The sequence below is a fragment of the Ruegeria sp. BH8 genome, assembly GCF_056538065.1.
In genome coordinates this window covers 86,885-112,624 of sequence record NZ_JBQFSP010000013.1, presented here as the reverse complement: position 1 = coordinate 112,624, position 25,740 = coordinate 86,885, and the positions used below count along the sequence as shown (strand labels likewise).

23 protein-coding genes are annotated in these 25,740 nt (G+C 55.9%); 12 read left to right on the top strand and 11 right to left on the bottom strand.

Features of this window, described 5'->3' with window-relative positions:
- Positions 1-139: 139 nt before the first annotated feature.
- The 5 genes from hpaD (at position 140) to ACR0AD_RS17880 (ending at position 5,276) form a co-directional block, all read left to right on the top strand.
- Entirely contained in the window at positions 140-991 is an 852-nt protein-coding gene (hpaD, locus tag ACR0AD_RS17900) for a 3,4-dihydroxyphenylacetate 2,3-dioxygenase (protein ID WP_480488665.1), read from the top strand.
- 93 nt (positions 992-1,084) lie between these two features.
- The gene (locus ACR0AD_RS17895; protein WP_480488667.1) at positions 1,085-2,557 is read left to right on the top strand and encodes an NAD-dependent succinate-semialdehyde dehydrogenase; all 1,473 of its coding nucleotides are present in this window, start codon (positions 1,085-1,087) and stop codon (positions 2,555-2,557) included.
- Entirely contained in the window at positions 2,557-3,411 is an 855-nt protein-coding gene (locus ACR0AD_RS17890; protein WP_480488669.1) for a fumarylacetoacetate hydrolase family protein, read from the top strand. The genes ACR0AD_RS17895 and ACR0AD_RS17890 overlap by 1 nt, the downstream gene beginning before the upstream one ends.
- Entirely contained in the window at positions 3,408-4,208 is an 801-nt protein-coding gene (gene hpaH / locus ACR0AD_RS17885) for a 2-oxo-hept-4-ene-1,7-dioate hydratase (RefSeq protein WP_480488671.1), read from the top strand. The genes ACR0AD_RS17890 and hpaH overlap by 4 nt, the downstream gene beginning before the upstream one ends.
- Before the next feature lie 12 nt (positions 4,209-4,220).
- Entirely contained in the window at positions 4,221-5,276 is a 1,056-nt protein-coding gene (locus tag ACR0AD_RS17880) for an aldolase/citrate lyase family protein (RefSeq protein WP_480484353.1), read from the top strand.
- Positions 5,277-5,420: 144 nt separating this feature from the next.
- Here ACR0AD_RS17880 and ACR0AD_RS17875 read toward each other — a convergent pair whose 3' ends face one another.
- From ACR0AD_RS17875 to ACR0AD_RS17845, 7 genes are all read right to left on the bottom strand, one after another.
- Positions 5,421-6,650, bottom strand: a complete 1,230-nt coding sequence (locus ACR0AD_RS17875) for an AGE family epimerase/isomerase (RefSeq protein ID WP_480484352.1) — start codon at positions 6,648-6,650, stop codon at positions 5,421-5,423.
- Positions 6,651-6,717: 67 nt separating this feature from the next.
- Positions 6,718-7,785, bottom strand: a complete 1,068-nt coding sequence (locus tag ACR0AD_RS17870) for an ABC transporter ATP-binding protein (protein ID WP_480484351.1) — start codon at positions 7,783-7,785, stop codon at positions 6,718-6,720.
- 11 nt (positions 7,786-7,796) lie between these two features.
- A complete protein-coding gene (locus ACR0AD_RS17865; RefSeq protein WP_480477286.1) occupies positions 7,797-8,639 on the bottom strand; it encodes a carbohydrate ABC transporter permease in 843 nt (280 codons plus the stop codon).
- A 10-nt stretch (positions 8,640-8,649) separates the two neighbouring features.
- Positions 8,650-9,600, bottom strand: coding sequence for a carbohydrate ABC transporter permease (locus ACR0AD_RS17860; protein ID WP_480488673.1), 951 nt, complete (start codon positions 9,598-9,600; stop codon positions 8,650-8,652).
- Positions 9,582-10,841, bottom strand: a complete 1,260-nt coding sequence (locus ACR0AD_RS17855) for an ABC transporter substrate-binding protein (RefSeq protein WP_480488675.1) — start codon at positions 10,839-10,841, stop codon at positions 9,582-9,584. Before ACR0AD_RS17855 ends, ACR0AD_RS17860 begins: the two co-directional genes overlap by 19 nt.
- Before the next feature lie 35 nt (positions 10,842-10,876).
- The gene (locus tag ACR0AD_RS17850; protein WP_480488678.1) at positions 10,877-12,028 is read right to left on the bottom strand and encodes an aminotransferase class I/II-fold pyridoxal phosphate-dependent enzyme; all 1,152 of its coding nucleotides are present in this window, start codon (positions 12,026-12,028) and stop codon (positions 10,877-10,879) included.
- The gene (locus ACR0AD_RS17845; RefSeq protein WP_480488680.1) at positions 12,021-12,797 is read right to left on the bottom strand and encodes a FadR/GntR family transcriptional regulator; all 777 of its coding nucleotides are present in this window, start codon (positions 12,795-12,797) and stop codon (positions 12,021-12,023) included. Before ACR0AD_RS17845 ends, ACR0AD_RS17850 begins: the two co-directional genes overlap by 8 nt.
- Before the next feature lie 389 nt (positions 12,798-13,186).
- Here ACR0AD_RS17845 and ACR0AD_RS17840 point away from each other — a divergent pair, with 389 nt between their 5' ends.
- On the top strand, positions 13,187-14,926 hold the full coding sequence (locus ACR0AD_RS17840; protein ID WP_480484348.1) for a type I secretion system permease/ATPase: 1,740 nt from the start codon (positions 13,187-13,189) through the stop codon (positions 14,924-14,926).
- A 41-nt stretch (positions 14,927-14,967) separates the two neighbouring features.
- Positions 14,968-16,242: an HlyD family type I secretion periplasmic adaptor subunit gene (locus ACR0AD_RS17835; protein ID WP_480484347.1), complete on the top strand. Its 1,275-nt coding sequence runs from the start codon at positions 14,968-14,970 to the stop codon at positions 16,240-16,242.
- A gap of 8 nt (positions 16,243-16,250) precedes the next feature.
- Here the strand turns inward: ACR0AD_RS17835 and ACR0AD_RS17830 are convergent, their stop codons facing one another.
- From ACR0AD_RS17830 to ACR0AD_RS17820, 3 genes are read right to left on the bottom strand one after another with little or no spacing between them, the layout of a single operon-like run.
- Positions 16,251-17,258 (bottom strand): ABC transporter substrate-binding protein, encoded by a 1,008-nt coding sequence (locus ACR0AD_RS17830; RefSeq protein ID WP_480484346.1) that lies wholly within the window; start codon positions 17,256-17,258, stop codon positions 16,251-16,253.
- Positions 17,237-18,604: a sensor histidine kinase gene (locus tag ACR0AD_RS17825; RefSeq protein ID WP_480484358.1), complete on the bottom strand. Its 1,368-nt coding sequence runs from the start codon at positions 18,602-18,604 to the stop codon at positions 17,237-17,239. Before ACR0AD_RS17825 ends, ACR0AD_RS17830 begins: the two co-directional genes overlap by 22 nt.
- Entirely contained in the window at positions 18,594-19,262 is a 669-nt protein-coding gene (locus ACR0AD_RS17820; protein ID WP_267366073.1) for a response regulator transcription factor, read from the bottom strand. The genes ACR0AD_RS17825 and ACR0AD_RS17820 overlap by 11 nt, the downstream gene beginning before the upstream one ends.
- A 108-nt stretch (positions 19,263-19,370) precedes the next feature.
- Between ACR0AD_RS17820 and ACR0AD_RS17815 the strand changes: the two genes are divergently transcribed.
- The 5 genes from ACR0AD_RS17815 to ACR0AD_RS17795 all read left to right on the top strand — a co-directional run bounded on the left by ACR0AD_RS17815 (position 19,371) and on the right by ACR0AD_RS17795 (position 24,354).
- A complete protein-coding gene (locus ACR0AD_RS17815) occupies positions 19,371-20,351 on the top strand; it encodes a tripartite tricarboxylate transporter substrate binding protein (protein ID WP_480484345.1) in 981 nt (326 codons plus the stop codon).
- Positions 20,352-20,417: 66 nt separating this feature from the next.
- Complete coding sequence (locus tag ACR0AD_RS17810; RefSeq protein WP_267366075.1) at positions 20,418-20,900, top strand: tripartite tricarboxylate transporter TctB family protein; 483 nt, start codon at positions 20,418-20,420, stop codon at positions 20,898-20,900.
- A 1-nt stretch (position 20,901) separates the two neighbouring features.
- Positions 20,902-22,413 (top strand): tripartite tricarboxylate transporter permease, encoded by a 1,512-nt coding sequence (locus ACR0AD_RS17805; RefSeq protein ID WP_480484344.1) that lies wholly within the window; start codon positions 20,902-20,904, stop codon positions 22,411-22,413.
- Positions 22,406-23,590, top strand: coding sequence for a CaiB/BaiF CoA transferase family protein (locus ACR0AD_RS17800; RefSeq protein WP_480484343.1), 1,185 nt, complete (start codon positions 22,406-22,408; stop codon positions 23,588-23,590). Before ACR0AD_RS17805 ends, ACR0AD_RS17800 begins: the two co-directional genes overlap by 8 nt.
- Positions 23,587-24,354, top strand: coding sequence for a citryl-CoA lyase (locus ACR0AD_RS17795; protein WP_480484342.1), 768 nt, complete (start codon positions 23,587-23,589; stop codon positions 24,352-24,354). Before ACR0AD_RS17800 ends, ACR0AD_RS17795 begins: the two co-directional genes overlap by 4 nt.
- Here the strand turns inward: ACR0AD_RS17795 and ACR0AD_RS17790 are convergent.
- On the bottom strand, positions 24,351-25,547 hold the full coding sequence (locus ACR0AD_RS17790) for an acetate/propionate family kinase (RefSeq protein WP_480488682.1): 1,197 nt from the start codon (positions 25,545-25,547) through the stop codon (positions 24,351-24,353). The genes ACR0AD_RS17795 and ACR0AD_RS17790 overlap by 4 nt on opposite strands.
- Positions 25,548-25,740: the final 193 nt, after the last annotated feature.

Below are 25,740 nucleotides of genomic sequence, written 5' to 3'. Positions count from 1 at the left end.
CAACTGGAGCTTCGAGTTCTACATGGAACAAAAACACGTCGGCTTCGCAACCGGAAATCACAACATCATGCAGCTCGGGAAACTGTAACCGACTGCACTCGAAATACGCGCGAAAAAACTCTAACTCCAGGAGGAGACCATGGGAGAAATCGTACTTGCCGCCAAAATGACTCACGTGCCTACCCTGCTCATGTCCGAGCAGGAAGGACCGATAAAAGGCAAGCGTCAACCGGCTATTGATGGCCACCGGGAGATTGCTCGTCGCGCCAAGGAACTGGGCGCAACAACTGTTGTCATCTGTGATACGCATTGGGTGTTGAACGCGGGCTTTCACATAAACGCCAACGACCATTTTGAGGGTCTATTCACATCGAATGAATTCCCCCAGTTCATTCAGGACCTGCCCTATAAATATGAGGGCAACCCCGAATTGGGTGATGCGATTGCGCGGATTGCGACCGAAAAGGGTGCTTATACGTTGGCCCATCACCTGGACAGCCTTGAGGTGGAATACGGCACGCTGGTGCCGATGCGGTTCATGAGCCGTGAACACGAAATGAAAGTGGTGTCGATCGGTGCGTGGTGCACCGTGCACGCTCATGACGAGAGCCGTATCGTCGGCGAGGCAATCCGCGAAGCAGTCGAGGCCAGCGACGAAAAGGTGCTGCTGGTTGCGTCGGGTTCGCTGTCGCACAAGATCTGGGCCAACAAGGACTATGCCGCCAATAACGGCACTTTCACAATCAGCTCAGAATTCAATCGCCAGATGGATCTGCACGTGCTGGAAATGTGGAAAAACGGCGATCACGCTACGTTCCTCAAGATGCTGGGTGACTATGCCAACTTCTGCTGCGGTGAAGGTTCGATGCATGATACCGCGATGCTATACGGCGCACTCGGCTGGGACGCTTACGACAAGAAATGCGAGGTTGTGACCGAGTATTTCCCGTCCTCGGGCACCGGTCAGACTAACGTCATATTCCCGGTCTGAGGATCGCGGTTTCCATTCCGATTGCTTGCCCCTGGTGCCTTTTGGCGGGGCAAGCCGTTGATCTATCTAATTCGAACTGATGCAGGTCCCCAAATGCTTCCTTTGAAAGACCCCGGTTTGCTGCGAGAGGCTGCCCTTGTAGGTACACGCTGGATTGAAGCTGACCCGGCCAACGGCCTTGCCGTCACCAACCCCGCCACCGGTGAAGTTATTGGTCATGTTCCCAATCTGGGCGCCGCCGAAACCGCCGAAGCTATTGCTGCCGCCGAGACCGCGCGCCATGAGTGGGCTAAACGCACCGCCAAAACGCGTAGTCAAATTCTGCGTCGCTGGTACGAACTGATGATGGAGAACCAGGACGATCTGGGTGCCATCCTGACAGCTGAGCAGGGCAAGCCACTGGCCGAAGCCAAAGGTGAGATCGCCTATGGTGCCAGCTTCATTGAGTGGTTCGCAGAAGAGGCCCGCCGCGCCTATGGTGATGTCACCCCAGGCCACGCTCCAGACAAACGCATCCTGACGATCAAACAACCCATCGGGGTTGTAGCCGCGATTACGCCGTGGAATTTCCCAAACGCTATGATCACGCGCAAGGCTGGCCCTGCTCTGGCGGCGGGCTGCTCCATGGTTTTGAAACCGGCCAGCCAGACTCCATTCTCAGCTATCGCGTTGGCGGTTCTGGCCGAAAGAGCGGGCCTGCCTGCGGGACTGTTCTCGGTCGTCACCGGCTCAGCCCGTGGCATTGGCGGCGAGATGACCGGGAACCCGACAGTGCAGAAGCTGACCTTTACCGGTTCGACCGAGATCGGAACGCTTCTATATGCGCAATGCGCGCCAACGATCAAAAAACTGGGGTTGGAGCTGGGTGGCAATGCGCCCTTCATTGTATTCGATGATGCTGATCTGGACGCCGCTGTGGAAGGAGCGGTGATCGCCAAGTTTCGAAATAATGGTCAGACCTGCGTTTGCGCCAACCGCATTTACGTGCAGGCCGGTGTCTACGATTCCTTTGCCGCCAAGCTGCGCGACAAAGTAGCGACTTTGCCCACTGGTAATGGCTTTGACGAAGGTATCATATTTGGTCCGCTGATCGATCAGGCGGCTGTCGACAAGGTTGCTGAACACATCGCTGATGCGACCTCGAAAGGTGCCGAAGTCATTCTGGGCGGTAAGTCACACGACATGGGTGGCACATTCTTTGAGCCAACCATTTTGACCGGTGTTACTTCGGAGATGGCGGTCGCGACCGAAGAGACGTTTGGCCCGGTCGCACCCCTTTTTAAGTTCAACACCGAAAGCGAAGTCGTCGCTGCGGCAAATAACACCGAGTTCGGCCTTGCCTCATATTTCTATTCCCGCGACCTGGCTCGCGTTTGGCGAGTTTCCGAGAAGCTGGAATATGGCATGGTCGGAATCAACACCGGCCTGATCTCGACTGCGGAAGCTCCGTTTGGCGGGGTTAAGATGTCTGGTCTGGGCCGTGAAGGCTCGCGCCATGGGCTGGATGACTTCATGGAACTCAAATACCTGTGCATGGGCGGCATCGACACCGCCGAGGAGGCTTAATGCGCTTTGCTACTTTTACCGCCGAAGGGGATACCTTCTTTGGCGCGATTACCGATGATGGTGCGATTGCCCTGAACGGTGATTTCCCCGAGTTTTCCAGCCTGTATGAGGTCATCGCTGCGGGTGAGTTTAGCCGGTTGGCTGCGGCGGCCGAGGGTAAGCCTGTGACCCATTCCGATTTCACCTATGAAATGGTGATGCCGGATGCACGTCGCATTCTGTGCGTCGGCGTGAACTTTCCGGACAGAAATGCGGAATACAAGGATGGCAGCGCGCAACCGGAATATATGTCGCTGTTCCCCCGCTTTGCCAGCGGCTTTACCGGCCACAACCGCCCGCTGATCCGTCCGCCGGAAAACCACACGCTGGATTACGAGGGCGAAGTGGCCATTGTAATCGGCAAGGCGGGTCGCCGGATATCGCAGGACGAAGCCTATGAGCACATCGCCGCGTTGACGCTGTGCAACGAAGGCACGATCCGCGATTGGGTGCGCCATGCCAAGTTCAACGTAACTCAGGGCAAGAACTGGGACAATTCAGGGTCGATCGGCCCTTGGCTGGTGCCCTTCACCGACCCGGCGCAATTGGATGACGCCCGCATTCAAACCCACGTCAATGGTGAGTTGCGTCAGGGCGACACCCTCGACCGCATGATGTTCCCGATCCGGCGCGAGATCGAGTATATCTCGACCTTCATGACCCTGAAGCCGGGTGACCTTATCGTAACCGGCACCCCCACCGGTGCGGGCGCGCGCTTTGACCCGCCAAAATATCTTGCACCGGGTGACGTGGTCGAGGTTTCTGTCGGAGGTATCGGCACCCTGCGCAACACAGTCGAGGATGAGAAGGCATGACACCCGAAGAGCATGCCCGCGCAGCAGCCGACCTGCTTCAGGCCGAACGCACCGGCGACCAGATCGGTCTGCTGAGCCTGCGCCACCCCCAGATGGGTATGGACGACGCTTATGAGGTGCAGAACGCCATCTATCGCCAGAAGCTGGCCGAGGGGCGCAAGGTCATCGGGTGGAAAATCGGTCTGACATCGAAAGCGATGCAAAATGTGCTGAACATCGATATTCCCGACAGCGGCATCCTGTTTGATGATATGGCGTTTGAAAACGGTGGTATGGTCCCTGCGGGCCGGTTCATCCAGCCCCGGATCGAGGCTGAAATCGCCTTTATCATGAAATCCGCCGTCGGTGGCGAGAATGTCAGCCGCGACGACATCGTATCCGCCACGGACTACGTCTCACCGGCGATTGAAATTCTGGACACACGTATTCAGCGTCAGGACCCCGAGACCGGCAAGGCCAGAACCGTCTTTGACACGATCAGCGACAATGCCGCCAATGCAGGGATTGTGCTGGGTACAGAGCGCCACGCGATTGACGAATTCGACCTGCGCTGGGTTGGTGCCTTGACCTTCCGCAACGGTGAGATTGAGGAAACCGGCCTTGGGGCCGGCGTATTGAATGATCCTGTTGAAAGTGTTGTCTGGCTGGCCCGGCGCATGGCGCAATACGGACAAAGTATTGAACCCGGACAAGTGATCCTGTCGGGCAGCTTCATTCGCCCCGTCGAATGCCCGCCAAGCACAGAAATTCACGCCGATTTCGGACCCTTCGGCTCGGTCGATATCAAATTTGATTGAAGGAGCACCTTAATGCCCGCGCCAACAAACCCCTTCAAGGCCGCACTGAAAGCCGGAAAACCCCAGATCGGATGTTGGATTGGGATGGCCAATGCATATGCCGCCGAAATCGCCGCCACATCCAGATTTGACTGGCTGCTTGTTGACGGGGAACATGCCCCGAACGATCTGCGGTCTATCCTTGAGCAAGTGAGGGTCATCGAAGGCACAGGTAGCCAACCGGTAGCGCGCCTGCCAATTGGCGAGACCTGGATGATCAAGCAATATCTCGATGCTGGCGTCCAAAGCATATTGGTGCCAATGGTTGAAAGCGGCGATCAAGCGCGGGAATTGGTGCGCGCGGTGCAATATCCACCACATGGAGTTCGAGGCGTTGGGTCTGCTCTGGCGCGTGCTTCGCGTTTCGCGGCGATCCCGGATTACCTGACAACGGCAGGCGACCAGATTTGCCTGTTGGTTCAGGTGGAAAACCGCCTTGGCCTGGATGCACTGGATGACATTCTGACGACAGATGTCGACGGCGTATTTATCGGTCCGTCAGATTTGGCCGCGGATATGGGGCACATCGGCAATGCTGGCCACCCCGACGTGGTCGAAGCGGTTTTGGACGCGTTGTCAAGGATCGTGGCAGCGGGCAAGGCAGCGGGCATCCTAACGTTGGACCCCGTGATGCAGCGCAAGTGTCTGGATCTTGGGGTTACGTTCCTGGCCACGAATATCGACGTAACACTTTTTGCCAAGTCTATGCGCGGGGCGGCCGAAACTGCGTTGGAAATGTTGCCAGACCAGTGCGCGTCTGGAAATGCGCGAACAGAAATGGCCAGCAAGTATCTTCAGCAGTTATGCAAGCACTGGTCCCACAAAGGGCAAGTCGAATTTGGCGCAACTGAAGGAAACGTTTCGTTTGAAAACCGGCGCGCGGTTGCGATGAAAGCGACGGACGAAGGGCTGGAAATAGTTGCTTCAGTCGGCCCACGTGAGGATTTGAACTTTTGGATGGGTGTTATAGAGGACCACCTGAAACGCTTTGCGTTTCGCGAGGAGTTCGAGGTTGTTTGGAATGCATAGCGCTGGAATGCAAGGGCAACCGAGCGCGCCCGGGACTTTCGGACACCGCCGCAGGCTACGATTTGTAGTCTGCGGGTATTCGACAAGATCCTGCACCGGATTCTGACTCGGGTAAAACAAGCCGCAACTGCGGATTTTCCAAACCTAAAGCGGCATCAACCTCGATAGACGTTGTGACAGTGGAAACAGACAGGCTTGCAACGAGTGATAGATGTCCGGCTTGCCGTCAAAGATGGATGTCACAACAGCCCCTGCCCCATCTACTGCTGGATACCAGCCGCCATGCTGATGATCGACAAATGTTTCATTCGCATAGGTCCAGAGCTTTCTGTACCACTCCTCGTCTTCTGGCCTTCTGTCAAGCACGATCAGAGCGGCAACCGCCCCGATGGCTTCGGTGATGGGCCACCAGAACCGCGAAGCGTTGGCAACGCGGCCATCAAAATCAAGTGTGTAGGCCAACCCGCCATCAGGCAGCCACGCATCTTTCAAAGCCTGCGCAATCAGGTGGCGCGCCGTGTTCGGAGTATTAGGGCTCGTTCGGCCTGACAAATCCCAATGCTGAAGCTGAAGCCGACCCAATTCGAACGAATGCCCCGGCGTTGTTCCGGAAGGCCTGAACATCGGATCGCCCGCATAATCTCGGTTAATTTGCCAATCAGACGAATAGTGTTCGGGAAGCCGCCAGTTTTCACCGGGTGCAATTTTGCCAATGAAAAAGTCCAGAATGCGACCGGCGCGGGACAGGTAGGTTTCGTCCCCTGTTGCCTCAAAGGCAGCCAGCATCGCCTCAACGCCGTGCATATTGGCATTCATTCCACGATATGCGGAAAACGGCGTCCAATCCCTGTTCCATTCATCGCGAAACAGGCCCGCTTCTTCGTCCCAGAAGTGTTTTTCCAGAACATTTCGGACATCTGTCATTAGTTTGTCTGCATCCGGGTGACCCGCCATTTTCGCACTTGCCGAGGCAAGAAGGACAAAGACGTGCCCATAAGCAAGCTTGCGGTCATCCTTGATCTGATCCCCTTCCAGCGCCCAAAGATATCCGCCGTGGTCGCGATCTCGGTGATGGCTTTCAAGATATGCCATACCGTGATCGATGATCCGTTCAGCACCTTGAAAACCAGATAGATGTCCTAATGCATAAGAATGAATCAACCGGGTTGTCGTGTGCAGCTCCTGCAGCTTGCCGAGCAGCGGGCGACCATCGTGACCAAGTATATAGAACCCGGGCTCATCCCGGCAACTTGCGCTGAAGAACGTAAGTTGCCGCTTGGCCTGGTTCATCAACCAATCGCGGTGTCTTGGCGTTTCAATCCAAAACCCGGTCTCGGACTGTGACCCCGGAAGCAATAACTGATTGTCGTTCATCTAAATATCCCGCGGATGGAGTCCTGTCGTGCGCGACTTGGCCCGATCTTCCAAATTGCCCATCATCTCAGCAAGCACGTAGCAACGCTGTACCATCCGAGGCAAACAGATGTGCATTCTGTGCTTGAATGCGCAAACCGAGGCGATCCCCGGATTTCACGGGGATATTGCCATGCTTGCGCACCATCATGGGGCCGATCCCCTCAGCATTGACGTAGATGTTCGTGTCCGACCCCAGATGTTCAACAACATCCGCAACGGCGGACAGATCACCGGCACCGTTTTCCACAACATCGATGTGTTCCGGCCTTACACCCAGTTCTTTGGCCTCAGCGGCAAGGGGTTGATCGAGAATTTTAATTTCAACTCCATTCCCGACATTCACACCAGTTTCAGTTCCCAATACAGGCACAACATTCATGGTGGGTGAGCCGATAAACTGCGCAACAAACTTGTTGGCCGGTCTTTCATAAAGCTCAAGCGGGCTGCCGACTTGCTGGATGTCGCCTGCGTTCAGAACAACGATCCGATCTGCCAGCGTCAACGCTTCGACCTGATCATGGGTCACGTAGATCATGGTCGCGCTGAGCTTTTGATGCAGCCGCGCAATCTCCAGCCGCATCTCGACACGCAAAGCGGCGTCAAGGTTTGACAATGGCTCGTCAAACAGAAATGCGCGCGGGTCTCGGATGATGGCCCGCCCCATAGCAACCCGCTGACGTTGACCACCTGAAAGGGCCTTGGGCAAGCGATCCGTCAATTTGGTCAATCCCAGCGTCTCTGCCGCCTGGGCGACCTTTGATATGCGTTCAGCCACCGGAGCTTTGCGGATTTCCATCGAGAAACCCATGTTCCGAGCGACATCCATATGCGGATAGAGAGCGTAGGATTGGAACACCATCGCGATGTCCCGGTCCCTTGGCCTCACATCGTTCATACGCTCGCCATCGATCAGAAAGTCGCCGCTTGATATCGGTTCAAGACCAGCAACCATGCGCAGCAAAGTGGATTTGCCGCAGCCTGACGGGCCGACCAGAACGATGAACTCACCATCCTGAATTTCAAGATTGATGTTGCGCAGGACCTCGACGGATCCATAGCGTTTTGCAACATCACGAAGTTCGATACGTGCCATGATCTGGCCTCCTATCCTTTGACCGCGCCGGACGTGAGGCCCTGCACGAGATAGCGTTGAATGAAGATGAAAAAGAGGCAACTTGGGATCAGAGCCAGCACGCCAGCCGCCATCATTTGCCCCCAATCGACCGAGAATTTGGAAACAAATGTCAACAAGCCAACCGGGAATGTCATCGCGTCGTTCTTCGAGATCAGCATCAACGCAAACAAGAGCTCGGACCACGCGGCAGTAAAGACAAACCCAAGCGTCGCCCCTAACCCGGGCAATGTCAGCGGGAACACCACTTTGCGCAGCGCCTGAAACCGTGTACAGCCATCCATCATCGCCGCATCTTCCAGATCTTTGGGTATGCCATCAAAAAATGACTGCATCAGGAATGTTGCAAAGGGGATGTTGAACGCAGTGTAGACCACGATAAGGCTTGTCAGCGAATTCAGCAGCCCCAGGTCCGCGATGATCTTGTAGATGGGTGCGATGATCATCAGCAGGGGGAACATCTGGGTGACTAGCATCAAGGCGATGATGATGCGTTTGCCCGCAAAAACGAAGCGGGAAAAGGCATAACCCGCCCCAGCCGCGAACAAGGTCGTAAAGAACGCCGCGCCCAGCGACACCACAAGAGAGTTCCGGAAATAGGCCACAAAATCGGTCTGAAAGATAACCGTTTTGAAGTTTGAAAAGGTCACCTCGCTTGGAAACAGGCGGGTGCCCTCTGAAAAGATCAGTGCGTCCGGCGTCAACCCGATCTTGAGCAACCAATAAAGCGGGAACAACGCAAAGATCAGATAGAACGCAAGTGCCGCGTATTTACCCACAACCAGCAGGGGGTTGGGTTTCCTGACAGCTGACATGGTCAACTCCTCAAATCTTGACCAGCTTCTTGCGAAGCCAGAGCAGGATAACGGCGTAAATCAGAAGGATCAGCAACAGCGCCACAGCAATGGTTGACGCGTAGCCGAAGTCCAATTTTCGAAAAGCGGTGGTGAATATGTAGGTCGACAGGATTTGCGTCGAATTCGCAGGCCCGCCACCGGTCATCACATAGATCAGGTCGGCAAAGTTGGCGATCCAGATCGTCCTCAGCATCACGGTGATCGCGATCATCGGAGCAAGGAACGGCAACGTGATCTTGGTGAAAGTCTGCCAGGGGGTCGCGCCATCGACTTCTGCGGCCTCATAAAGCTCATCGGGTATCGATTGCAAAGCCGCCAGCAGCGTGATCGCAAAGAAAGGAACGCCGAACCAGATATTTGCCGTGATCGGACCCCACATGGCAAGCTTGGGGTCACCAAGGATATTGTAGGGCTCTGACAGAATGCCAAGGGCGGCCAGCCAATGCGGCAGCGGGCCGATGACAGGGTTAAAGAGCCACGCCCAAGTCAGCGCAGAAAGGAAGGTCGGGACAGCCCAGGGTAGGAAAACAAGCGCCTGAAAAAGTTTCTTTCCAAAGAACTGCGTATTCAAAAGCATGGCAAGGCCAAGGCCAAGCAGAAACTGGAACGTTATCGACCAAAAGGTCCAGAACAGCGTGTTCTCCATCGCGATCCAGAACTTGCGGTCTTTCCACAGATCAACGTAGTTTTCAAACCCGATCCAGCCAGAAGCAAAAGGCTTCAACAGCTCAATGGATTGGAACGAATATGAGATTCCGATGATTAACGGAACCATGATCACCGCACTGATCAGAAGAATTGCGGGTGACAAATAGAAAAACGGCTCGACCATGTATTGCAGGTAGAGCGAGCGTCGTGCCCGGGTTTCCCCGGGCCTGACAGTTTTCTGAGTGCGCGAAATCACTGTTTTGCCTTCCACTTGGCATGCTCATCAGTGAGGAACTCAGCCCACTCATCCGCGACGTCCTGCGCGCTGCGCTGCCCCAACAGGGCTTCCTGACTGGTTTCCAGCAGAAGCGTGCTACCAAAATAGCCCCACTGTTCCAGGTTGGTTGGCATTGTTGTCGGCACATATTGCTCGCCGTTCAGTTCCTCAAACCAGCCTTTGAATTGCTCGGTCTGGAAATGAGGATCCTGATCAGCGCCTTTGTGGATCGGAATGACGCCAACGCGTTTTGCCCACGTGGCGTTGGCTTCGGGCGTCGACAAGGCCGCAACCAGATCAAAGGCTTCGTCTTCATGTTCAGTCGCATTGAAGATCGACCAGCCTGCGAACCCAATTGTTGGGAAAGCTTTGCCCGATGGTCCGACAGGCATCGGAATGACCGCGAAATCTTCGGCAGGCATCCGTTCGGCAATAGCGATCAGTGCGTCCGGGTCCTGATCAAGGAATGCACAGGTGCCGGAATAGAAGCCGGCCACGATCTCGTTAAAGCCCCAACTGACGGCATCCTTGGGCGCATACCCGTTCTGATACATATCGATCATGAACTGGATACCTTCGACCGAGCCGGGCTCGTTGATGCGGCTGACACCGTCTTCTGTGAAGAACTCGTTGGTGCCGTTCATGGCTGCGGCGAACATGATCCAGCCATTTGTTCCACCGGGACCACCGCGCAGACAGTATCCGTATTTGCCTTCAAGCTCGGACACCGCGGCAGAGGCAGCCTTGAACTCCTCCATCGTAGTCGGAGGGGTGTCGATACCGGCTTCGGCCAGCAGTTTTTTGTTGTAGAACATCGCCCGCAGGTAGAAGCCGTACGGGATCATATAGAGATCACCCGCCTGGCTGCCCATGGCGACTGTCTTGTCAGTCAGCGAAGCCCCGTGTTCCCATCCGGCGACATGATCCTTGAGACTGACCAGCTGATCGGACCCGGCATAGAGGGCCTGCCAGGTGTCGGGCATTTCAACCACATCCGGGATGTCGCCTCCTGCCACCATTGTTGCCAGCTTTTCGAACGCGTTGCCCCAGGGTAGCGATACAATCTCGACAGTGACGTCTGGGTTATTGGCTTCAAACTCATCAATCAGCCCCTGAAGCACCTCTGTACGCTCGGGGCTTGTAATAACCTCGACCAGTTTCAGTGTGGTCTCGGCATAAGATGCCGAACCCATGAACACGGCCGCAGCCGTCATTCCAGTTAGTAGTTTCTTCATGTTTTCCTCCTGTTGGTTTTTTTGAGCGAACGGTTCTAAGCCGCGCTTTCGGCGAGAGCCGAAGCAAAATCGGCCCATAGATCTTCTGCCGACTCGAGCCCCAAACTCAGGCGCACCAGATTGGGTGAGACCCCAAATTTCTGCATTGAGTTTTGTTCACCAGCCTGAGCAAGCCCGACGCGCGCAGGCAGGATCAGACTTTCGAAGCCCCCCCAGCTCACACCGAGGCGGAAAAGGTTCAAGGCATCAGAAAGTTTTGCGATGTCGACACTGTCATCAAACTCAACCGACATAAGACCGGACCGCCCGGTCAACCCGGGCACGTCGTTGGCACCGGGTGAGTTGACCAGCCTGACCTGCGGAACAGTGGCCAGGCGATCAACAAACGTGTTGGCCGTTGCTTGATGCTGCATCATGCGTGCGTTCAGCGTGCGCAGGCCGCGCGTCAGCAGGAAGGCTTCAAAAGGTGCCAGTTTGGCCCCAAGCAAAGGAAGTGTCAGATCACGGATGCGGGCGATATGGTCCCGGGAGGCAACCACCACGCCCGCAACCGTGTCCGAGTGCCCCGAAATATATTTCGAGGCCGAGTGGATGACGATGTCGATGCCCAATGCGAGGGGGCGTTGGAACACCGGGCTTGCCCATGAATTATCAATCATCGTCAACACATTGTGGCGTCTGGCATGCTCTGCGACGCGACGTAGATCCATCGCCTCAAAAATGATCGATCCGGGGCTCTCCAGATAAGCCACCGTTACATCGGCAAGCAGATCGGGGTCGTTCTCGAAACGCTCCGGCGCATGGTAGTCGATATGCACCCCGAACGGGCGCAGGATGCGCTCCATGAACCGGAATGAATCCGGATAGACATGTTCGACGCAGGCAATCCGGTCACCGGGTTTGACAAATGCCAGCAGCGTTGAGGAAATGGCCGCCATCCCGGAAGCAAATGCAACGGCTGCCTGACCTTGCTCGGCTTCAGCCATAAGCGTTTCAAACGCGGCGACGGTCGGGTTTTCCACGCGCGTGTAGATGGCCGTTTCTGATCTTCCGGCCATCCGGTCTTCAAAACTTTGGTAATTGTCGAAGGTGAACAGTGACGTTTGAACGATCGGCGGCGTGACCGAACCAGCCGCATCCGGGAAGGTTGCTGCAAGACGCGTCGAAAGGTCTTCGTAGTCAGACATTCTGGCTTTCCATGATTTCTAGGACTTCTGCTTCGACCATGTCCATGATCGCGCCGATAATACTTGCGGCTTCGTCTGCACGGCCGGAGACAACTGCTTCGGCCAGCGGCGCATGTATTGGAATTGAGGCCTGCCCCAAGTGTGGTTGACCGAAGGGCGTGTCATATACTTCGTGAAAAGCTTTTTGAATTTGCCGGATCAACTGCCCGAAAAGTGGATTTCCGCACGCTTCATGCAGTGCCGCGTGAAACCGGTAATCGGCCGGCCGCCAATCCTCACCTGCAGAATGAACAGCTATGAGCTCTGCAACGCGGGCCGAAATCAAAAGCCGCTGCGCGTCTGAGCAATTCAGTGCTGCCAACCTTGCTGCCTCGATTTCCAGTGGCCGGCGCACGGCGTGTGTTCGCAAAAGGCTTTCGGCTTCGAGCTTCAGCGTGAGTGGGAGATGGATCGTATTGGCAGATACCTCGGCCGCCAATCGCGTCCCGGCTTTCTTGTTCCGTACAACGATGCCCATATTCTGCCAACTTGTCAGGGCCTCGCGAACCTTCGCCCGTCCGATCCCAAGCTGATTTGCAATTTCGATCTCTGGCGGCAGGCGATCCCCTACTTTCAATCCTTCCACTTCGATCATTCCAGAGAGAGCCTCCAGAACGTCCCGGCCGCTGCTGCCAGCCGGTAGCACCTTCAAGGTGTTGCCGACACTCTCAGCTTTTTCCTTTGGGGGCGTTCTTTTGACCACGCGCGGCTTCTCCGATTCGTATTTCATTCACTTTTACATTTAATGTAGGACAAAATAAACAATAATGTCCGACATTAAAAAAAGCTTGTCATCCTTACAGTTGAAGTCGAAAAATCCGGTCTCGGTCATTTCGCGGCGGGATCAATGCAACCTTAATCGCCTGCGGCTTGTTGGCGGGCTGCGGTCTTCGCGCGTCCGTATATTTGCTGTATTCCGCCCGATTTGCCGTAATCCTGAAACGCCCGCCCAGCGGCGCCTGTAATTGCCGTTAGATTTTTGTCAGCTACGGCTGAATAGTGCTTCTTTACGCTAGGGACCCGCGGTTTCTTGCCCAAAAAAAGATGTGCAAACTTGGCAAGGCTGATCTAACTTTTTAAATGCGGGGGCGCATCTCCGGATAATATGGATTTAAAACATTGAAACCTGAACACCGCGTATCTGCGGCCCCCCGGCATGAACTGCGCAATGTGCGCAATCAGGGGATCGCGTTCCTTGCTTTGGCGTTCTTGTTCAGCATTTTTGTGAACCTGCTTATGCTGACTGGCCCATTGTTCATGTTGCAGGTGTATGACCGGGTATTGGGCTCGCGTGCAGTGGAAACACTGACAGCGCTGTTTTTGTTGGTGGCGTTGCTTTATGCGCTGATGGCGATGCTGGATTTTGCCCGCGGACGCATCGTGGCCCGGTTCGGCGCACGGTTCCAGTCACAGTTGGATGAGCGCGTCTTCGAAGCAACGCTGCGGCGTTCACTTTTGCCGCAAATACGATCTGCCCCGGCAACGGCCTTGCGTGATTTGGAATCCATTCGAAACCTGTGCTCATCCCCCGTTCTGCTGGCGGTGATGGATATTCCATGGACGCCTGTTTTTCTGGGTGCGATTTTCCTGTTTCATCCCTTGCTGGGCTGGCTGGCCGTGGCAAGCGGTGTTCTGCTTGTCGTGATTGCACTGCTCAATCAGGCTCTGACCAGCAGAAAAGTCGCTGAAGCACAAACTGCAGCAGCGCGGGCAAACGCCTTTGCGGAACATGCGAGACAAGCGGCAGAGGTTGTGCGCTCACAGGGTATGCAGGCGGACGTGACAAAGCGGTGGTTGGACCAGCGTTCGAATGCCTTGCGCCAAACCATTTCGGCCAGCGACTGGACAGGCAGTTTTACGTCTTTGACCAAGTCGTTACGACTGTTTCTTCAATCTGCAATGCTTGCCTTGGGCGCGTGGCTGGTTTTGCAAAACGAAATGACACCGGGCGCGATGATCGCGGGTTCAATCCTTTTGGGTCGGGCCCTCGCCCCGGTCGAACAAGCGGTCGGCCAATGGGGCATGATCGAACGTGCGCGAACGGCCTGGACTTCCCTAAGCCGGTTTTTGGATCAGACCCCTCCCGAAGAGCAGCGGATTCGCTTGCCCATCCCGAAAGCGCAGTTGGAAGCCAAATCGCTGACTGTCATTCCCCCCGGGGCAACAACGCCAACGTTGCGGAACGTGAATCTGAAGCTGCAACCGGGCAAGGCGCTGGGTGTCATCGGCAAAAGCGGATCGGGAAAGACGACACTGGCCAAGGCGTTGCTGGGGCTTTGGAATCCGGCAGCCGGTGAAATTCGACTGGGTGGTGCCACTCTGGATCAATATGACTCCAACGATCTGGGCAGCCATATCGGATATTTGCCGCAGCAGGTTACCCTGTTTAACGGGACCGTGGCCGAGAACATCGCCCGGATGTCAGAAAACCCGGATTCCGAAGCGGTGGTGGCCGCAGCCAAGAAAGCCAATGCGCACGACCTGATCCTGTCTTTGGAGAAAGGTTATGGTACCTTCCTTGAAGGCAATGACAGTCAGTTGTCAGGCGGGCAGAAACAGCGCATCGCTCTGGCCCGCGCCCTCTATGGCGACCCTGTTCTGCTTATTCTCGACGAACCAAACTCGGCACTGGACGCGGATGGCACCGAAGCCTTGAACGCGGCCGTGAGGGGGCTCAAGGCGGCAGGCAAAGCCGCCATCATCATGACACACCGCCCGCAGGCCATTTCGGAATGTGACGATCTGGCCGTTGTCGAAAAAGGACAAGTGGTCAGGTTCGGCAGTCGTGACGAGGTTCTCAGCGCAATGGTGCAGAACGCGGGCGCGATTAAGCGCAAGCTTAGCCCCGTAGGTGAATAATGGCAAAAAAGACGACCAAGAAGCAGGCGCAGGCCTGGAGTATGAGAATTCCCGCCCTGGTGGGATTCGCCGCACTTGCCATTTTGGTTGGCGGATTGGGTCTTTGGGCAGTGAAGACGCGCCTCGCAGGTGCGATCGTATCCTCAGGCGTGATCGAGGTACAAAGCAACCGTCAGGTGGTAGAACACCCCGATGGCGGCGTTGTTGGCGAAATATTTGTACGCGATGGTGATGTGGTCGCCTCGGGCGAGATGCTGTTGCGGCTGGATGATACTTTCCTATCGTCCGAACAGACGATTGTGGAAGCGCAGCTTTTTGAGCTTCTGACACGGCGTGTCAGGCTTCAGGCCGAACGCGACGGGCTTTCGTCGCAAGAGTTGGCGGCGCAGTTGCACGAGGTTCAGACGGAATACAGCATTGATCTGGACCTGATCGAAGGTCAGCAAAACCTGTTCGACGCCCGGGTGGAAACCCTATCCAAACAGCAAGAACAGCTGAACAAGCAGCTGGTTCAGATCGAGAGCGAGATTGAAGGCACGCAGGCCCAACTCGTTTCGCTGCGCCGTCAGGTTGAATTGATCGAGGATGAGCTGGAAGACCAGCAAAGCCTGTTGAAACGAGGATTGACGCAAACCAGTCGTGTACTGGCCCTGCAACGGGAAGAAGCCAGCCTGACAGGTGAAATAGGCCGACTGGAAGCTGCTGTCGCCCGCCTCAAAGGGCAGATCGCATCAACCGAGATCCAGATCGTTGAACTGTCTGCAACCCGCCGGGAAGAGGCAATTACCACGTTGCGGGACGTACAGGCGCAAGTTGCTGAACTATCGGAACGCCGACTGTCCCTGTCCGAGCGGCTGACACGATTGGACATCCGCGCACCGGTCAGCGGAACAGTATATGGAAGTCAGGTCTTTGCCCTTCAGTCTGTCGTTCAGCCGGGTGAACCCATGATGTATGTTGTTCCACAGGATACGCCATTGCTTGTCGCCGCGCGCGTTGACGCGATCCATGTGGATCAGCTGCATGTGGGTCAACCTGTCGCCCTGCGGTTTCCGGCCTTCAATCAGCGTGAAACGCCTGAATTGGACGGGCAGGTCAAAAACGTGTCAGCCGATACATTCACGGATGAAAAGTCCGGCTTTACATTCTATCGCGCCGAAGTGGTTATGAATGATGGCGAGCTGGACCGTCTCAACGGTCAGGAGCTTTTGCCGGGTATGCCTGTTGAGACACTGATCAAAACCGATGAACGCACCCCGTTGTCCTATCTGGTCAAGCCGATGGCCGATTACTTCAATCGTGCATTTAGGGAATGACGGCAGGGCTATCTCTGGATAACTGCGCTTTCCCATTCGGCCAGAAAACGGCGGCGTTTTAATCTGTCCAAAAACGTCATCAGCGCTGGATCAAGCCCAATCGTTTCACGTTCTTCGTCCGTGTCAAAAGGTGCCAAAGGCGGGAGGGTGTGGCCCCCACCTGACTGCGTGGATTGCTTTGATACAAGGTGACGAACAAAAGACGCGGCAAATTCGGGTACGGGTGTACCTTCAAGAACCATCACCGTGCGCATCATGGTCGTCTGAAAATCCGACGGCAGGATAACCTCAAGCGTATCCTTGTGCCCGGCGCGCGCATCCGCATAGCTGCCAAGTACATTATAGGCTACGGCGATCTCACCTTTAACAAGATCATCAATCATGTCGCCGGAACAGCAGTACAGACGCACATCCAACCCGCCCATGACTTCCATCAGGCGCCAGAACGTTTCTGACGCACGGGCATCCTGCGTTGCAAACAGATACCCTAGACCGGACTGACGGATGTCATAAGTTCCCACCCGGCCCCGAAAGCTGTCCGGTCGCATTCGAAGAGCTTCAATCAGTTGCTGTCGAGTCTCTGGGACAGGCGCGCCGGAAAAGGCGGCACGGTTGATCACGATGGTCGCGGGCTCGAACGTGAAGGCGAAAAGACTGCGATGCCACTGCGCCCAGGATGGCAGCGATATGTCATCAATCACGCGTCCATAACCGTCATTGGCCAGTTTCAGTTGCAGGTCCATGGCGCTGGAAATGACAATATCGAAATCTTCCGGTGCGGTGCGCACGATCCGATCGATGTCGGCAGTACCCGTCACCAAATACTCGACAGAAATGTCAGGGTTTTCCTTGATAAAGCTGGAAATCATAGGCTCAAACAAAAACGTATCGGTGCTTGAGATGACCCGAATATGTGCCTCGTCTGCTTCGGCGTTGAATACTTGCCGATCCTCCCAGACTTGCGCCTGTGTGACAGCGGGAAACCAAAGGAAGACTAAAGCGATAATGTAACGCATGCGCCGCCTCCCTGTCTGTTGGACAAGGCAAGCGCTCCACCATGCGCTGTTGCAACGTCCTGCGCGATGGTCAGGCCCAAACCGGACCCAATGGTACCACTTGCGTTCTTACCCCGTTCAAACCGACGCGTGAGAGTGTCAATTTCGTTTAAGGGAAACCCCGGGCCACGGTCTTTTACCCGGATTTGAGCCCATGGCTCCGACGTGACTTCGATGCGAACAGAACTGTCGGCCGGAGCATATTTAAGTGCGTTGTCAATCATGTTGCGCACGGCGTTTTGAATGAGGATGGGGTCACCTGAATACATGACCTGTGGGTCGCCACAAAGCGACAACGACAAGTCCTTCATCTCGGCAATTGGTGTCAGGCGCTGCACAAGGTCACTGACCAAAGCGTTCAGGTCAATGTCTTCCCGCTCAAGGTGGTCAGCCCGGAACGTGATCATCGCATGATCCAACAGCTGTCCGGCTGCACGAGAGCTTTCGTCAATGGCACGCACCATCGAGCGCAGCGCCTCGCGGTTTTCTTCTTTTTCAACCCTTTGTAAAGTGGCGTCAGCATAGGACCTGACCGTAGCAAGAGGGGTGCGAACACGGTGGGCCGCCTCGGCAATAAAGTCTTCTGACTGGCTGAGTGACTGATCAAGCCGCCCCATCAATGAGTTCAGTGAAGCAACCAAGGGGGCCATTTCGCGGGGTACCGGCTTTTTGAACGGGCTCAGATCCTGCGGCCCACGGCGGGTGACAGAGGTTGTCAATCTGTTCAGCTGCCCGATGGTCGAGGACGTCGCCCAGAAGGAAAGAGCGGCAGCAAGGGCAAAGAACCCTACGCCCAGAATCGCTGCATTGCGCGAAATCTGGTCCAGAGTTTCGGCCAACGCGTCTTGTGTCTGCCCCAGCGCGACCACCAGTTCGGTTTGCTTATCCAATCCCACCAAAGTCCGGCTGGCGCTGACCTGACGAATGGTTTCACCGCGAATCTGACTGGAACTGAAAAGCGACTTTCCGTCACGCGGTCCAATGGTCGGTGGAAAATCCTCGTATCCGGAAAGAAACGTGCCGTCCTGAAAAATAGAATAGAAGATCCGGTCGTCCGCAGGGGTGCTTAGCATCGCGAAGGCGGCATATGGGATATCGACCTCCAACACCCCTTCCCGCAAAGCGGCCGCATCGAGGATTGAGGCCACCGATGCACCAAGAATGTTGTCTTGTCCCTGTTGCGCGACCTGCGCAGCATAGTTTCGGACTGCGACAAACAGCAGGAACGCAAGTATGGCCGCGCCGCCGATCAGTGTCAGAACCAGCCTGTTCCGCAGCGATCCTGACACATTGGGATCAGGAGGCATGGTCAAGTCTGTATCCCAGCCCACGAAGCGTGGTGATTTTCAGGTCCGAGGGTTCCAGATGCTTGCGCAAACGGCCCACATAAACTTCGATCGCGTTATCAGAGACATCATCATCATAAGAAAACAGCCGGTCCGTTAGTTTTTGCTTCGAAAAAACCTGACCAGGTGCGCTGATGAACAATTCCAACAGGCGCAGTTCACGATTGCGCAGCGACACGGTCTCGTCACCCACGGTCAGATGGCCAGCCAGGGGATCGAATACGATGCCGCCGACTTCTATCGTTGTCTTCGTATTCCCGGATTTGCGACGCAGAACTGCGCGGCAGCGCGCTTCCAGCTCGGCATGATCAAACGGTTTGGTGACATAATCGTCAGCACCAAGATCAAGCGAGCCGATTCGATCCGAAACCTGACTGCGGGCCGTCAAAACGATCACCGGCGTGTCCAAATGGCTCGCGCGATGCCGCTTGAGGAAATCGCGACCGTCCCCATCCGGCAGCATGATATCCAGCAGGATCAGATCGTATTCCTGAGTTTCAACAAAGGCAGTTGCATCACCTAATGTAGACGCGTTATCAACCACATGCCCGTCTAACCTCATGCGGGAACTGATTGCGTTTGCGAGGTCTAGATTGTCTTCGACAAGCAGAAATTTCATCGGGCTTTTATACTATTCTCGCGCGTGACAGGTTGATGTCAGGTTGGTGTGTTTTTGTTCTTCCCAATCTGAGCCGCCATGCGGCCCGTTGTCAAATGGGAGGACATCATGACAACATTCGCACTGGGCCGTCGCGCCCTTATCGCAGCTGTAGCTGCAGTAGGTCTTGCAGGACCTGTTCTGGCTGAAGACCAGGTAGTGGACAGCATCCACTTTCTGATCCCCGGCGGCGCCGGTGGTGGTTGGGACGGTACCGCCCGCGGCACCGGCGAAGCGCTGACGAACGCCGGTCTTGTGGGCACCGCGTCTTATGAAAACATGTCAGGCGGTGGTGGCGGCAAAGCCATCGGCTATCTGATTGAAAACGCCGACAGCAACCACGGGACATTGATGGTAAACTCCACGCCAATCGTGATCCGTTCGTTGACTGGCGTGTTCCCTCACAACTTCCGCGACCTGACGCTGGTGTCGGGTACGATCGGTGATTACGCAGCCATTGTTGTCGGCAAAGACAGCCCCATCAACTCTATGAGTGATCTGCTGGCAGCCTTCGACGCCGACCCGGGCAACACGGCCATCGGCGGTGGCTCGGTTCCTGGTGGTATGGACCACCTGGTCGCAGCCATGGTGATGGAAGCGGCCGGAAAAGATGCGCTTGGCGTGAAGTACATTCCATATGATGCGGGTGGCAAAGCCATGGCTGCCCTTCTGTCCGGTGAGATCGCAGCGCTGTCTACAGGTTTCTCTGAAGCCGTCGATCTGGCCAATGCAGGTGAAGTCAAAATCATCGGCGTCACATCGGCAGATCGCGTAGAGGCCGCCCCAGACGCGATGACCATGAAAGAACAGGGCATCGACACCACCTTTGTGAACTGGCGTGGCTTCTTTGCGGCCCCGGGTCTGCCCGAGGACAAGCTTGCAGCATACCAGGCCGCGATTGCCAAGATGTACGACACCCCGGAATGGGAAGAGGTTCGTGCACGCAACGGTTGGGTGAACATCCACAACTCGGGCGATGATTTCCGGTCATTTCTTGAGCAGCAGGAACAACAGATCGGTGATCTGATGAAGAAGCTGGGCTTCCTCTGAATACAATTTGGGCAGAGCGGTAACCCGCTCTGCCATCCCTGACGACGAAAAAAAGGAGGGGGTCTCATGGCGCTGGATCGCTGGATCGCGCTCATTCTTCTGGGTGTTTGTTTAACATATGGCTACGCCGCTTGGTTCACGATGGACAGTAGTCTTCCCCCTTTCATGCAAAGAAACCCCATATGGCCAAGCACTTTCCCCAAAGTGCTGTCTATTCTGGGGATAATCACGGCCACGATCATTCTGCTGGGTTTCGAAAAAGCTGAACCCAGCGAACCTGAAATCGATTACCGGCGGTTGGGCGATTACCATCTTGGTCAGGCGATCATGCTGCTGGTTCTGATGGTTGTCTACGCGTTGTGCCTGCGTCCCGTCGGGTTCCTGATCTCAACTTCGGCCTTCCTGATCTTTGGGTCTTTTATCCTGGGTGAACGAAAATGGCATATCATGCTGCCCGTCGCTCTGATCGCCACTGGTACGGTCTGGTATCTGGTTCAGGAAGTCCTTGGCATTTACATGCGCCCTTTGCCCGGCATTTTCGGAGGCTGACATGCTTGAAGGACTTCTGATAGGCCTGCAAACGGCATTCTCACTGCAAAATCTGCTGATGGTCGTGGCGGGCTGTCTGATTGGCACATTCATCGGAATGCTGCCGGGTCTGGGCCCGATGTCGATCATCGCCATCATGATCCCGGTAGCTATTTCCATGGGCGACCCGTCCGCTGCGCTGATCCTGCTGGCCGGCGTGTATTATGGCGCCATTTTTGGTGGTTCGACCTCTTCTATTCTGCTGAATGCGCCGGGGGTCGCGGGTACCGTCGCCTCCAGCTTTGACGGCTACCCGATGGCACGTCAGGGCAAAGCGGGCAAAGCCCTGACCATTGCCGCAATCGCGAGCTTTGCAGGTGGCACGTTCGGCGCGTTGCTTTTGATGATCTTCGCCCCTGCCCTGTCTTCTGTCGCGTTGCTTTTCCATTCAGCCGAGTATTTCGCGCTGATGGTTGTCGGCTTGTCGGCCATTGCCGCCTTTGCGGGAACAGGTCAGGTTGCCAAGGCTATCATAATGACAATCCTTGGATTGATCATGGCCACTGTTGGCGAAGGCGTACTGTTCAATATGCCTCGTTTCACCATGGGCATCATGGATTTGCAGTCGGGCTTTGGCTTTATCACACTTGCAATGGCCATGTTCGCGTTACCCGAGGCGCTGTTTCTTGTCCTCAAACCCAAGGACCTTAAGGGGGAAGAAGGCGAAATCAAGGACCTGCGCATAAGCAGGGAGGAAGCCAAAGCCATTGCACCAGTGATTGGCCGCCAGTCTATACAGGGGTTTTTCATCGGCGTTCTGCCGGGTGCGGGCGCAACGATTGCCAGCTTTCTGGGCTACGCGGTTGAGCGTAACATCGCCCCAAAAGCCGAGCAGGACGAATTCGGCAAAGGGTCGATCAAAGGGCTGGCCGCGCCTGAAACGGCGAACAACGCCGCCTGTACAGGCTCATTCGTGCCGCTGCTGACCCTGGGCATTCCCGGATCGGGAACGACGGCAATCCTGCTTGGGGCATTGATTGCTCTGAATGTGACACCGGGCCCACGCCTTATGCTGGACGACCCGCAGATCTTTTGGGCGGTCATCATGTCCATGTTCATTGGCAACCTGGTGCTTCTGATCCTGAATCTGCCGCTGATCCCCTACATAGCCAAAGTACTCTCGGTGCCGCGCAACTATCTGATCCCCTTTATTTTGTTCTTTACTCTGATGGGGGCCTATATCGGACAGAACAATGCAACCGAACTGCTGATACTGGTGGGTTTTGGGGTATGCGCAACGGCGTTGAAATTTGCTGATTACCCACTGGCACCACTGCTGATCGGTTTCATCCTCGGCGGTATGATGGAAGACAACTTCTCACGGTCCATGCAGTTGTACGATGGTATCGCCTTTATCTGGGAACGCCCGATGACGCTGGGTCTGTTGGTTATTGCGGCGCTTCTGGTGCTACTACCCAGCTACCGCGCGCGCCGTGCACAGGCCCGGGCGGAAGGGGTTGCCGAAGGTGACTGACCCGCTGGCGGGAATACGGGTTCTCGATCTGACCAATGTCCTCGCGGGTCCGTATTGTTGCTACCAACTGGCATTGATGGGTGCCGACGTGATCAAGGTCGAGCGCCCCGATGGTGGCGACCTTGCTCGCGTTCTGGGTGCCGATCCCGCCAGAAACAAGGCGGGGATGGGGATCAGTTTTCTGGCGCAGAATGCCGGGAAAAAGTCTGTCACGCTGGACATGAAATCGGAAAAGGGCAAGGCGCTGTTGAAACGCCTTGTCCAGTCAGCTGATGTTCTGGTGGAAAACTTCCGGCCCGGAGTAATGGATCGTCTTGGTCTAGGGTATGAAATTTTGCGCAACTCCAATCCCAACCTGATCTATTGCGCCATCAGCGGGTTCGGGCAGGATGGCCCCCGGCGCGGCGATCCGGCTTATGACCAGATTGTGCAGGGTATCAGCGGCGTGATGTCAATCACCGGAGCCCCCGACACGGCACCGTATCGCGTCGGTTATCCGTTGGCGGACACGGTCGGGGGGATGACGGCCGCCTTTGCAGTCGCGGCGGCATTGAACGCCAACCCACGCGGCACCTATCTGGATGTTGCGATGTCCGAAGCCGTGATTTCGACGATGGGTTGGGTTGTTTCAAATTATCTGGTGGGTGGCGTAACGCCCGGAGCGCATGGGAATGAGAACACAACCTCGGCCCCCTCAGGTACATTTGCCACGCGGGACAACCCGATCAACATCGCGGCCAATCGGGACGAGCAATGGCAGGCACTTGCCCGTTGTCTCGGGCGGGATGACCTGCTGAACAACCCCGACTACGCAACGCGTGAAGATCGCAAAACAAACCGCCACGCCTTACGTACAGAACTGGAACGCACCCTAAAGACGAAGGCCGCGGCCGAGTGGGTGAGTGAATTAAACGCATTGGGGGTACCGACAGGACAAGTTCTGACCGTGCCCGAGGCCCTTGCAGACCCGCAACTTTCCGATCGCGGTCTGATTGGCTCTTTGTTGGTTCACGGCGAACAAATGCAACTTGCAGGCAGTCCCGTCGTAATGAATGGCGCCCGGCGAATGCCGCAAATCGCGCCACCAAAACTTGGGGCCGACAACAAGGCGGTGTGGTCCGAAATCGGATTGACCGACGCGGAAGTCGACGCGCTGAGCAGAGAGGGGATCATATGAGCGATGTGTCAGATTGGTGGGCAACATCCATCATCGATATGGAACCTGGCCGGATAGACCTGCGCGGGGAGCCGATTCAAAACCTGATCGGACGCCTTGGTTTTGCGGAGATGATCTGGTTCATGGTACGCGGCGACCGCCCATCAAAAGCGCAGGCCCAATTGTTCGAAGCCGCGCTGGTCGCGGCAGTCGACCACGGTCCTCAGGCACCGTCGATTGCAACCGCGCGCATGGCGGTTACCTGTGGCCTGCCTCTCAACAACGCGATGGCGAGCGCTGTGAACATGTTGGGCGACATTCATGGAGGGGCTGGCGAGCAGGCCGTGGAACTCTACCACTTTATGGGCCATTACCCTGGCACTTTGGCGCAGGCAATCGATGCGTGGATCGAAAGCCACGGAAAGATACTTCCGGGTTTTGGACACAGGTTTCACACGCCCACAGACCCCCGCGCGCCGCGCCTGATGGATTTGGTCGCCGAAGCGGTGAAAACCCGTGCTTGCGATGGGCAATTCATGCGAATTGCGCAGCAAATCGAGGCAGAACTTGCGCGGCGTAAGGGTAAACCCGTCCCGATGAACATCGATGGCGCAACCGCAGTTATTTATGCCGAGCTTGGGTTTGCGCCACCATTGGCGCGCGGCCTTTTCTGCCTGTCCCGATCAGTAGGTATTCTGGCACATGCCTGGGAGCAGATGCAGCAAGGTGGTCGCAACAAAGGGCCTACCCCACCCTCGTATCGCTGGACGTATCAGCCGGGTTAAGCGCTTTTCCGATGGGACCGATTTGCCAACAGATCGGCGGCCGCACGGGCAATAACCAGCTCTTCATTTGTCGGGATAACCATGGCGACCACTCGGGACAGGTCTGTCGAGATGATCCGATCATTGTCCGCGTTGGCATCGGGATCCAGTTCAATCCCCAGCCACCCCATTCCAGAACATACCCTATCACGTACAAGACGCGAGTTTTCTCCGATACCACCTGTGAAGATCAAGGCATCAATACCGCCCAATATTGCGGCCATTGCCCCAAGTTCGCGGCGGATGCGGAACGTGAAATAGCTGATGGCCTGTCGACTTTCGCGGGTATCTGCGTTTTCAAGGGTGCGCATGTCGCTTGAAAGTCCCGAAAGACCCAGCAACCCTGATTTGCGAAACAGAAGGTCGGAAATCTCTGAGGCGCTCAACCCTTCCTGATCCATTAGATACAACAAAACACCGGGATCAAGCTGACCGCAACGGGATCCCATCGGCAGACCGTCCAACGACGAAAACCCCATGGTAGAACCGACGGATCGCCCCCCAATCATGGCACACATCGACGCACCGTTGCCCAGGTGCGCAACCACGACCCGCCCCGCGTGCAAAAGCGGTGCGGTTTTGGCCAAATGGTCCGAAATGTACTCATAACTAAGCCCGTGAAAACCATAGCGCCGGACGCCTTTGTCGTAATACTCGCGCGGCAGGGCGAATACGTCGTTCTCCCAGGGGTGGTTGCGATGAAAGGCCGTGTCGAAACAGGCAATCTGGGCGGCATTTGGAAAGCGTTCCATAGCTGCCTTGACGCCAGCCAGGTTGTGCGGCTGGTGCAGAGGTGCATACGGAGAAAGCTTGTCCAACTCCTCCAAAGCAGCGGCAGTCAACGGCAAAGGCGTATCGATCTCGGGTCCGCCGTGAACAATACGATGCCCAACCGCGGTGACCTCGCAACTGGGGAAGGCCCGTGACAACAGGTTCAGTACCCAGTCCAGGGCAGCAGCGTGGTCGTGAATATCGCCTGCCGTGCCATTCGCCAGAACTCCACCACCAGATGACCGCGCCTTGACGATTGGCTCAGGCTCACCGATCCGTTCGACCACACCGGCGCACACCATGACTGGATCGTCTTCTGTCAGTTCGAACAGGCCGAACTTCATCGAAGACGATCCGGCATTCAGGGTCACGACATGTGTCATGCATATCCTCTGGTTTGCGAAAAGGTGAAGTTCCTAAGGTTTACTGATCCGCTCTGGTACAAGGTTGAGTTTAAGACATTACCCAAGACTACGAGCCAGCCAACCGCTACAAACCCTGGTCTTTGCAAATCTCCATGGAAGAAAAGATCGTTCAGCCCATTTTTTTCCGGGGTGCCAACATCACCTTCATTCC

Bases quoted from the DNA above. Each gene is read 5' to 3' on its own strand.
- ACR0AD_RS17825 (WP_480484358.1), bottom strand. From the start codon at position 18,604: ATGCCTCCTGATCCCAATGTGTCAGGATCGCTGCGGAACAGGCTGGTT.
- ACR0AD_RS17850 (WP_480488678.1), bottom strand. From the start codon at position 12,028: ATGTCTGACTACGAAGACCTTTCGACGCGTCTTGCAGCAACCTTCCCG.
- ACR0AD_RS17815 (WP_480484345.1), top strand. From the start codon at position 19,371: ATGACAACATTCGCACTGGGCCGTCGCGCCCTTATCGCAGCTGTAGCT.
- ACR0AD_RS17790 (WP_480488682.1), bottom strand. From the start codon at position 25,547: ATGACACATGTCGTGACCCTGAATGCCGGATCGTCTTCGATGAAGTTC.
- ACR0AD_RS17870 (WP_480484351.1), bottom strand. From the start codon at position 7,785: ATGGCACGTATCGAACTTCGTGATGTTGCAAAACGCTATGGATCCGTC.
- ACR0AD_RS17795 (WP_480484342.1), top strand. From the start codon at position 23,587: ATGAGCGATGTGTCAGATTGGTGGGCAACATCCATCATCGATATGGAA.
- ACR0AD_RS17805 (WP_480484344.1), top strand. From the start codon at position 20,902: ATGCTTGAAGGACTTCTGATAGGCCTGCAAACGGCATTCTCACTGCAA.
- ACR0AD_RS17895 (WP_480488667.1), top strand. From the start codon at position 1,085: ATGCTTCCTTTGAAAGACCCCGGTTTGCTGCGAGAGGCTGCCCTTGTA.
- ACR0AD_RS17820 (WP_267366073.1), bottom strand. From the start codon at position 19,262: ATGAAATTTCTGCTTGTCGAAGACAATCTAGACCTCGCAAACGCAATC.
- hpaD (WP_480488665.1), top strand. From the start codon at position 140: ATGGGAGAAATCGTACTTGCCGCCAAAATGACTCACGTGCCTACCCTG.
- ACR0AD_RS17845 (WP_480488680.1), bottom strand. From the start codon at position 12,797: ATGAAATACGAATCGGAGAAGCCGCGCGTGGTCAAAAGAACGCCCCCA.
- ACR0AD_RS17855 (WP_480488675.1), bottom strand. From the start codon at position 10,841: ATGAAGAAACTACTAACTGGAATGACGGCTGCGGCCGTGTTCATGGGT.
- ACR0AD_RS17830 (WP_480484346.1), bottom strand. From the start codon at position 17,258: ATGCGTTACATTATCGCTTTAGTCTTCCTTTGGTTTCCCGCTGTCACA.
- ACR0AD_RS17890 (WP_480488669.1), top strand. From the start codon at position 2,557: ATGCGCTTTGCTACTTTTACCGCCGAAGGGGATACCTTCTTTGGCGCG.
- hpaH (WP_480488671.1), top strand. From the start codon at position 3,408: ATGACACCCGAAGAGCATGCCCGCGCAGCAGCCGACCTGCTTCAGGCC.
- ACR0AD_RS17875 (WP_480484352.1), bottom strand. From the start codon at position 6,650: ATGAACGACAATCAGTTATTGCTTCCGGGGTCACAGTCCGAGACCGGG.
- ACR0AD_RS17880 (WP_480484353.1), top strand. From the start codon at position 4,221: ATGCCCGCGCCAACAAACCCCTTCAAGGCCGCACTGAAAGCCGGAAAA.
- ACR0AD_RS17865 (WP_480477286.1), bottom strand. From the start codon at position 8,639: ATGTCAGCTGTCAGGAAACCCAACCCCCTGCTGGTTGTGGGTAAATAC.
- ACR0AD_RS17810 (WP_267366075.1), top strand. From the start codon at position 20,418: ATGGCGCTGGATCGCTGGATCGCGCTCATTCTTCTGGGTGTTTGTTTA.
- ACR0AD_RS17835 (WP_480484347.1), top strand. From the start codon at position 14,968: ATGAGAATTCCCGCCCTGGTGGGATTCGCCGCACTTGCCATTTTGGTT.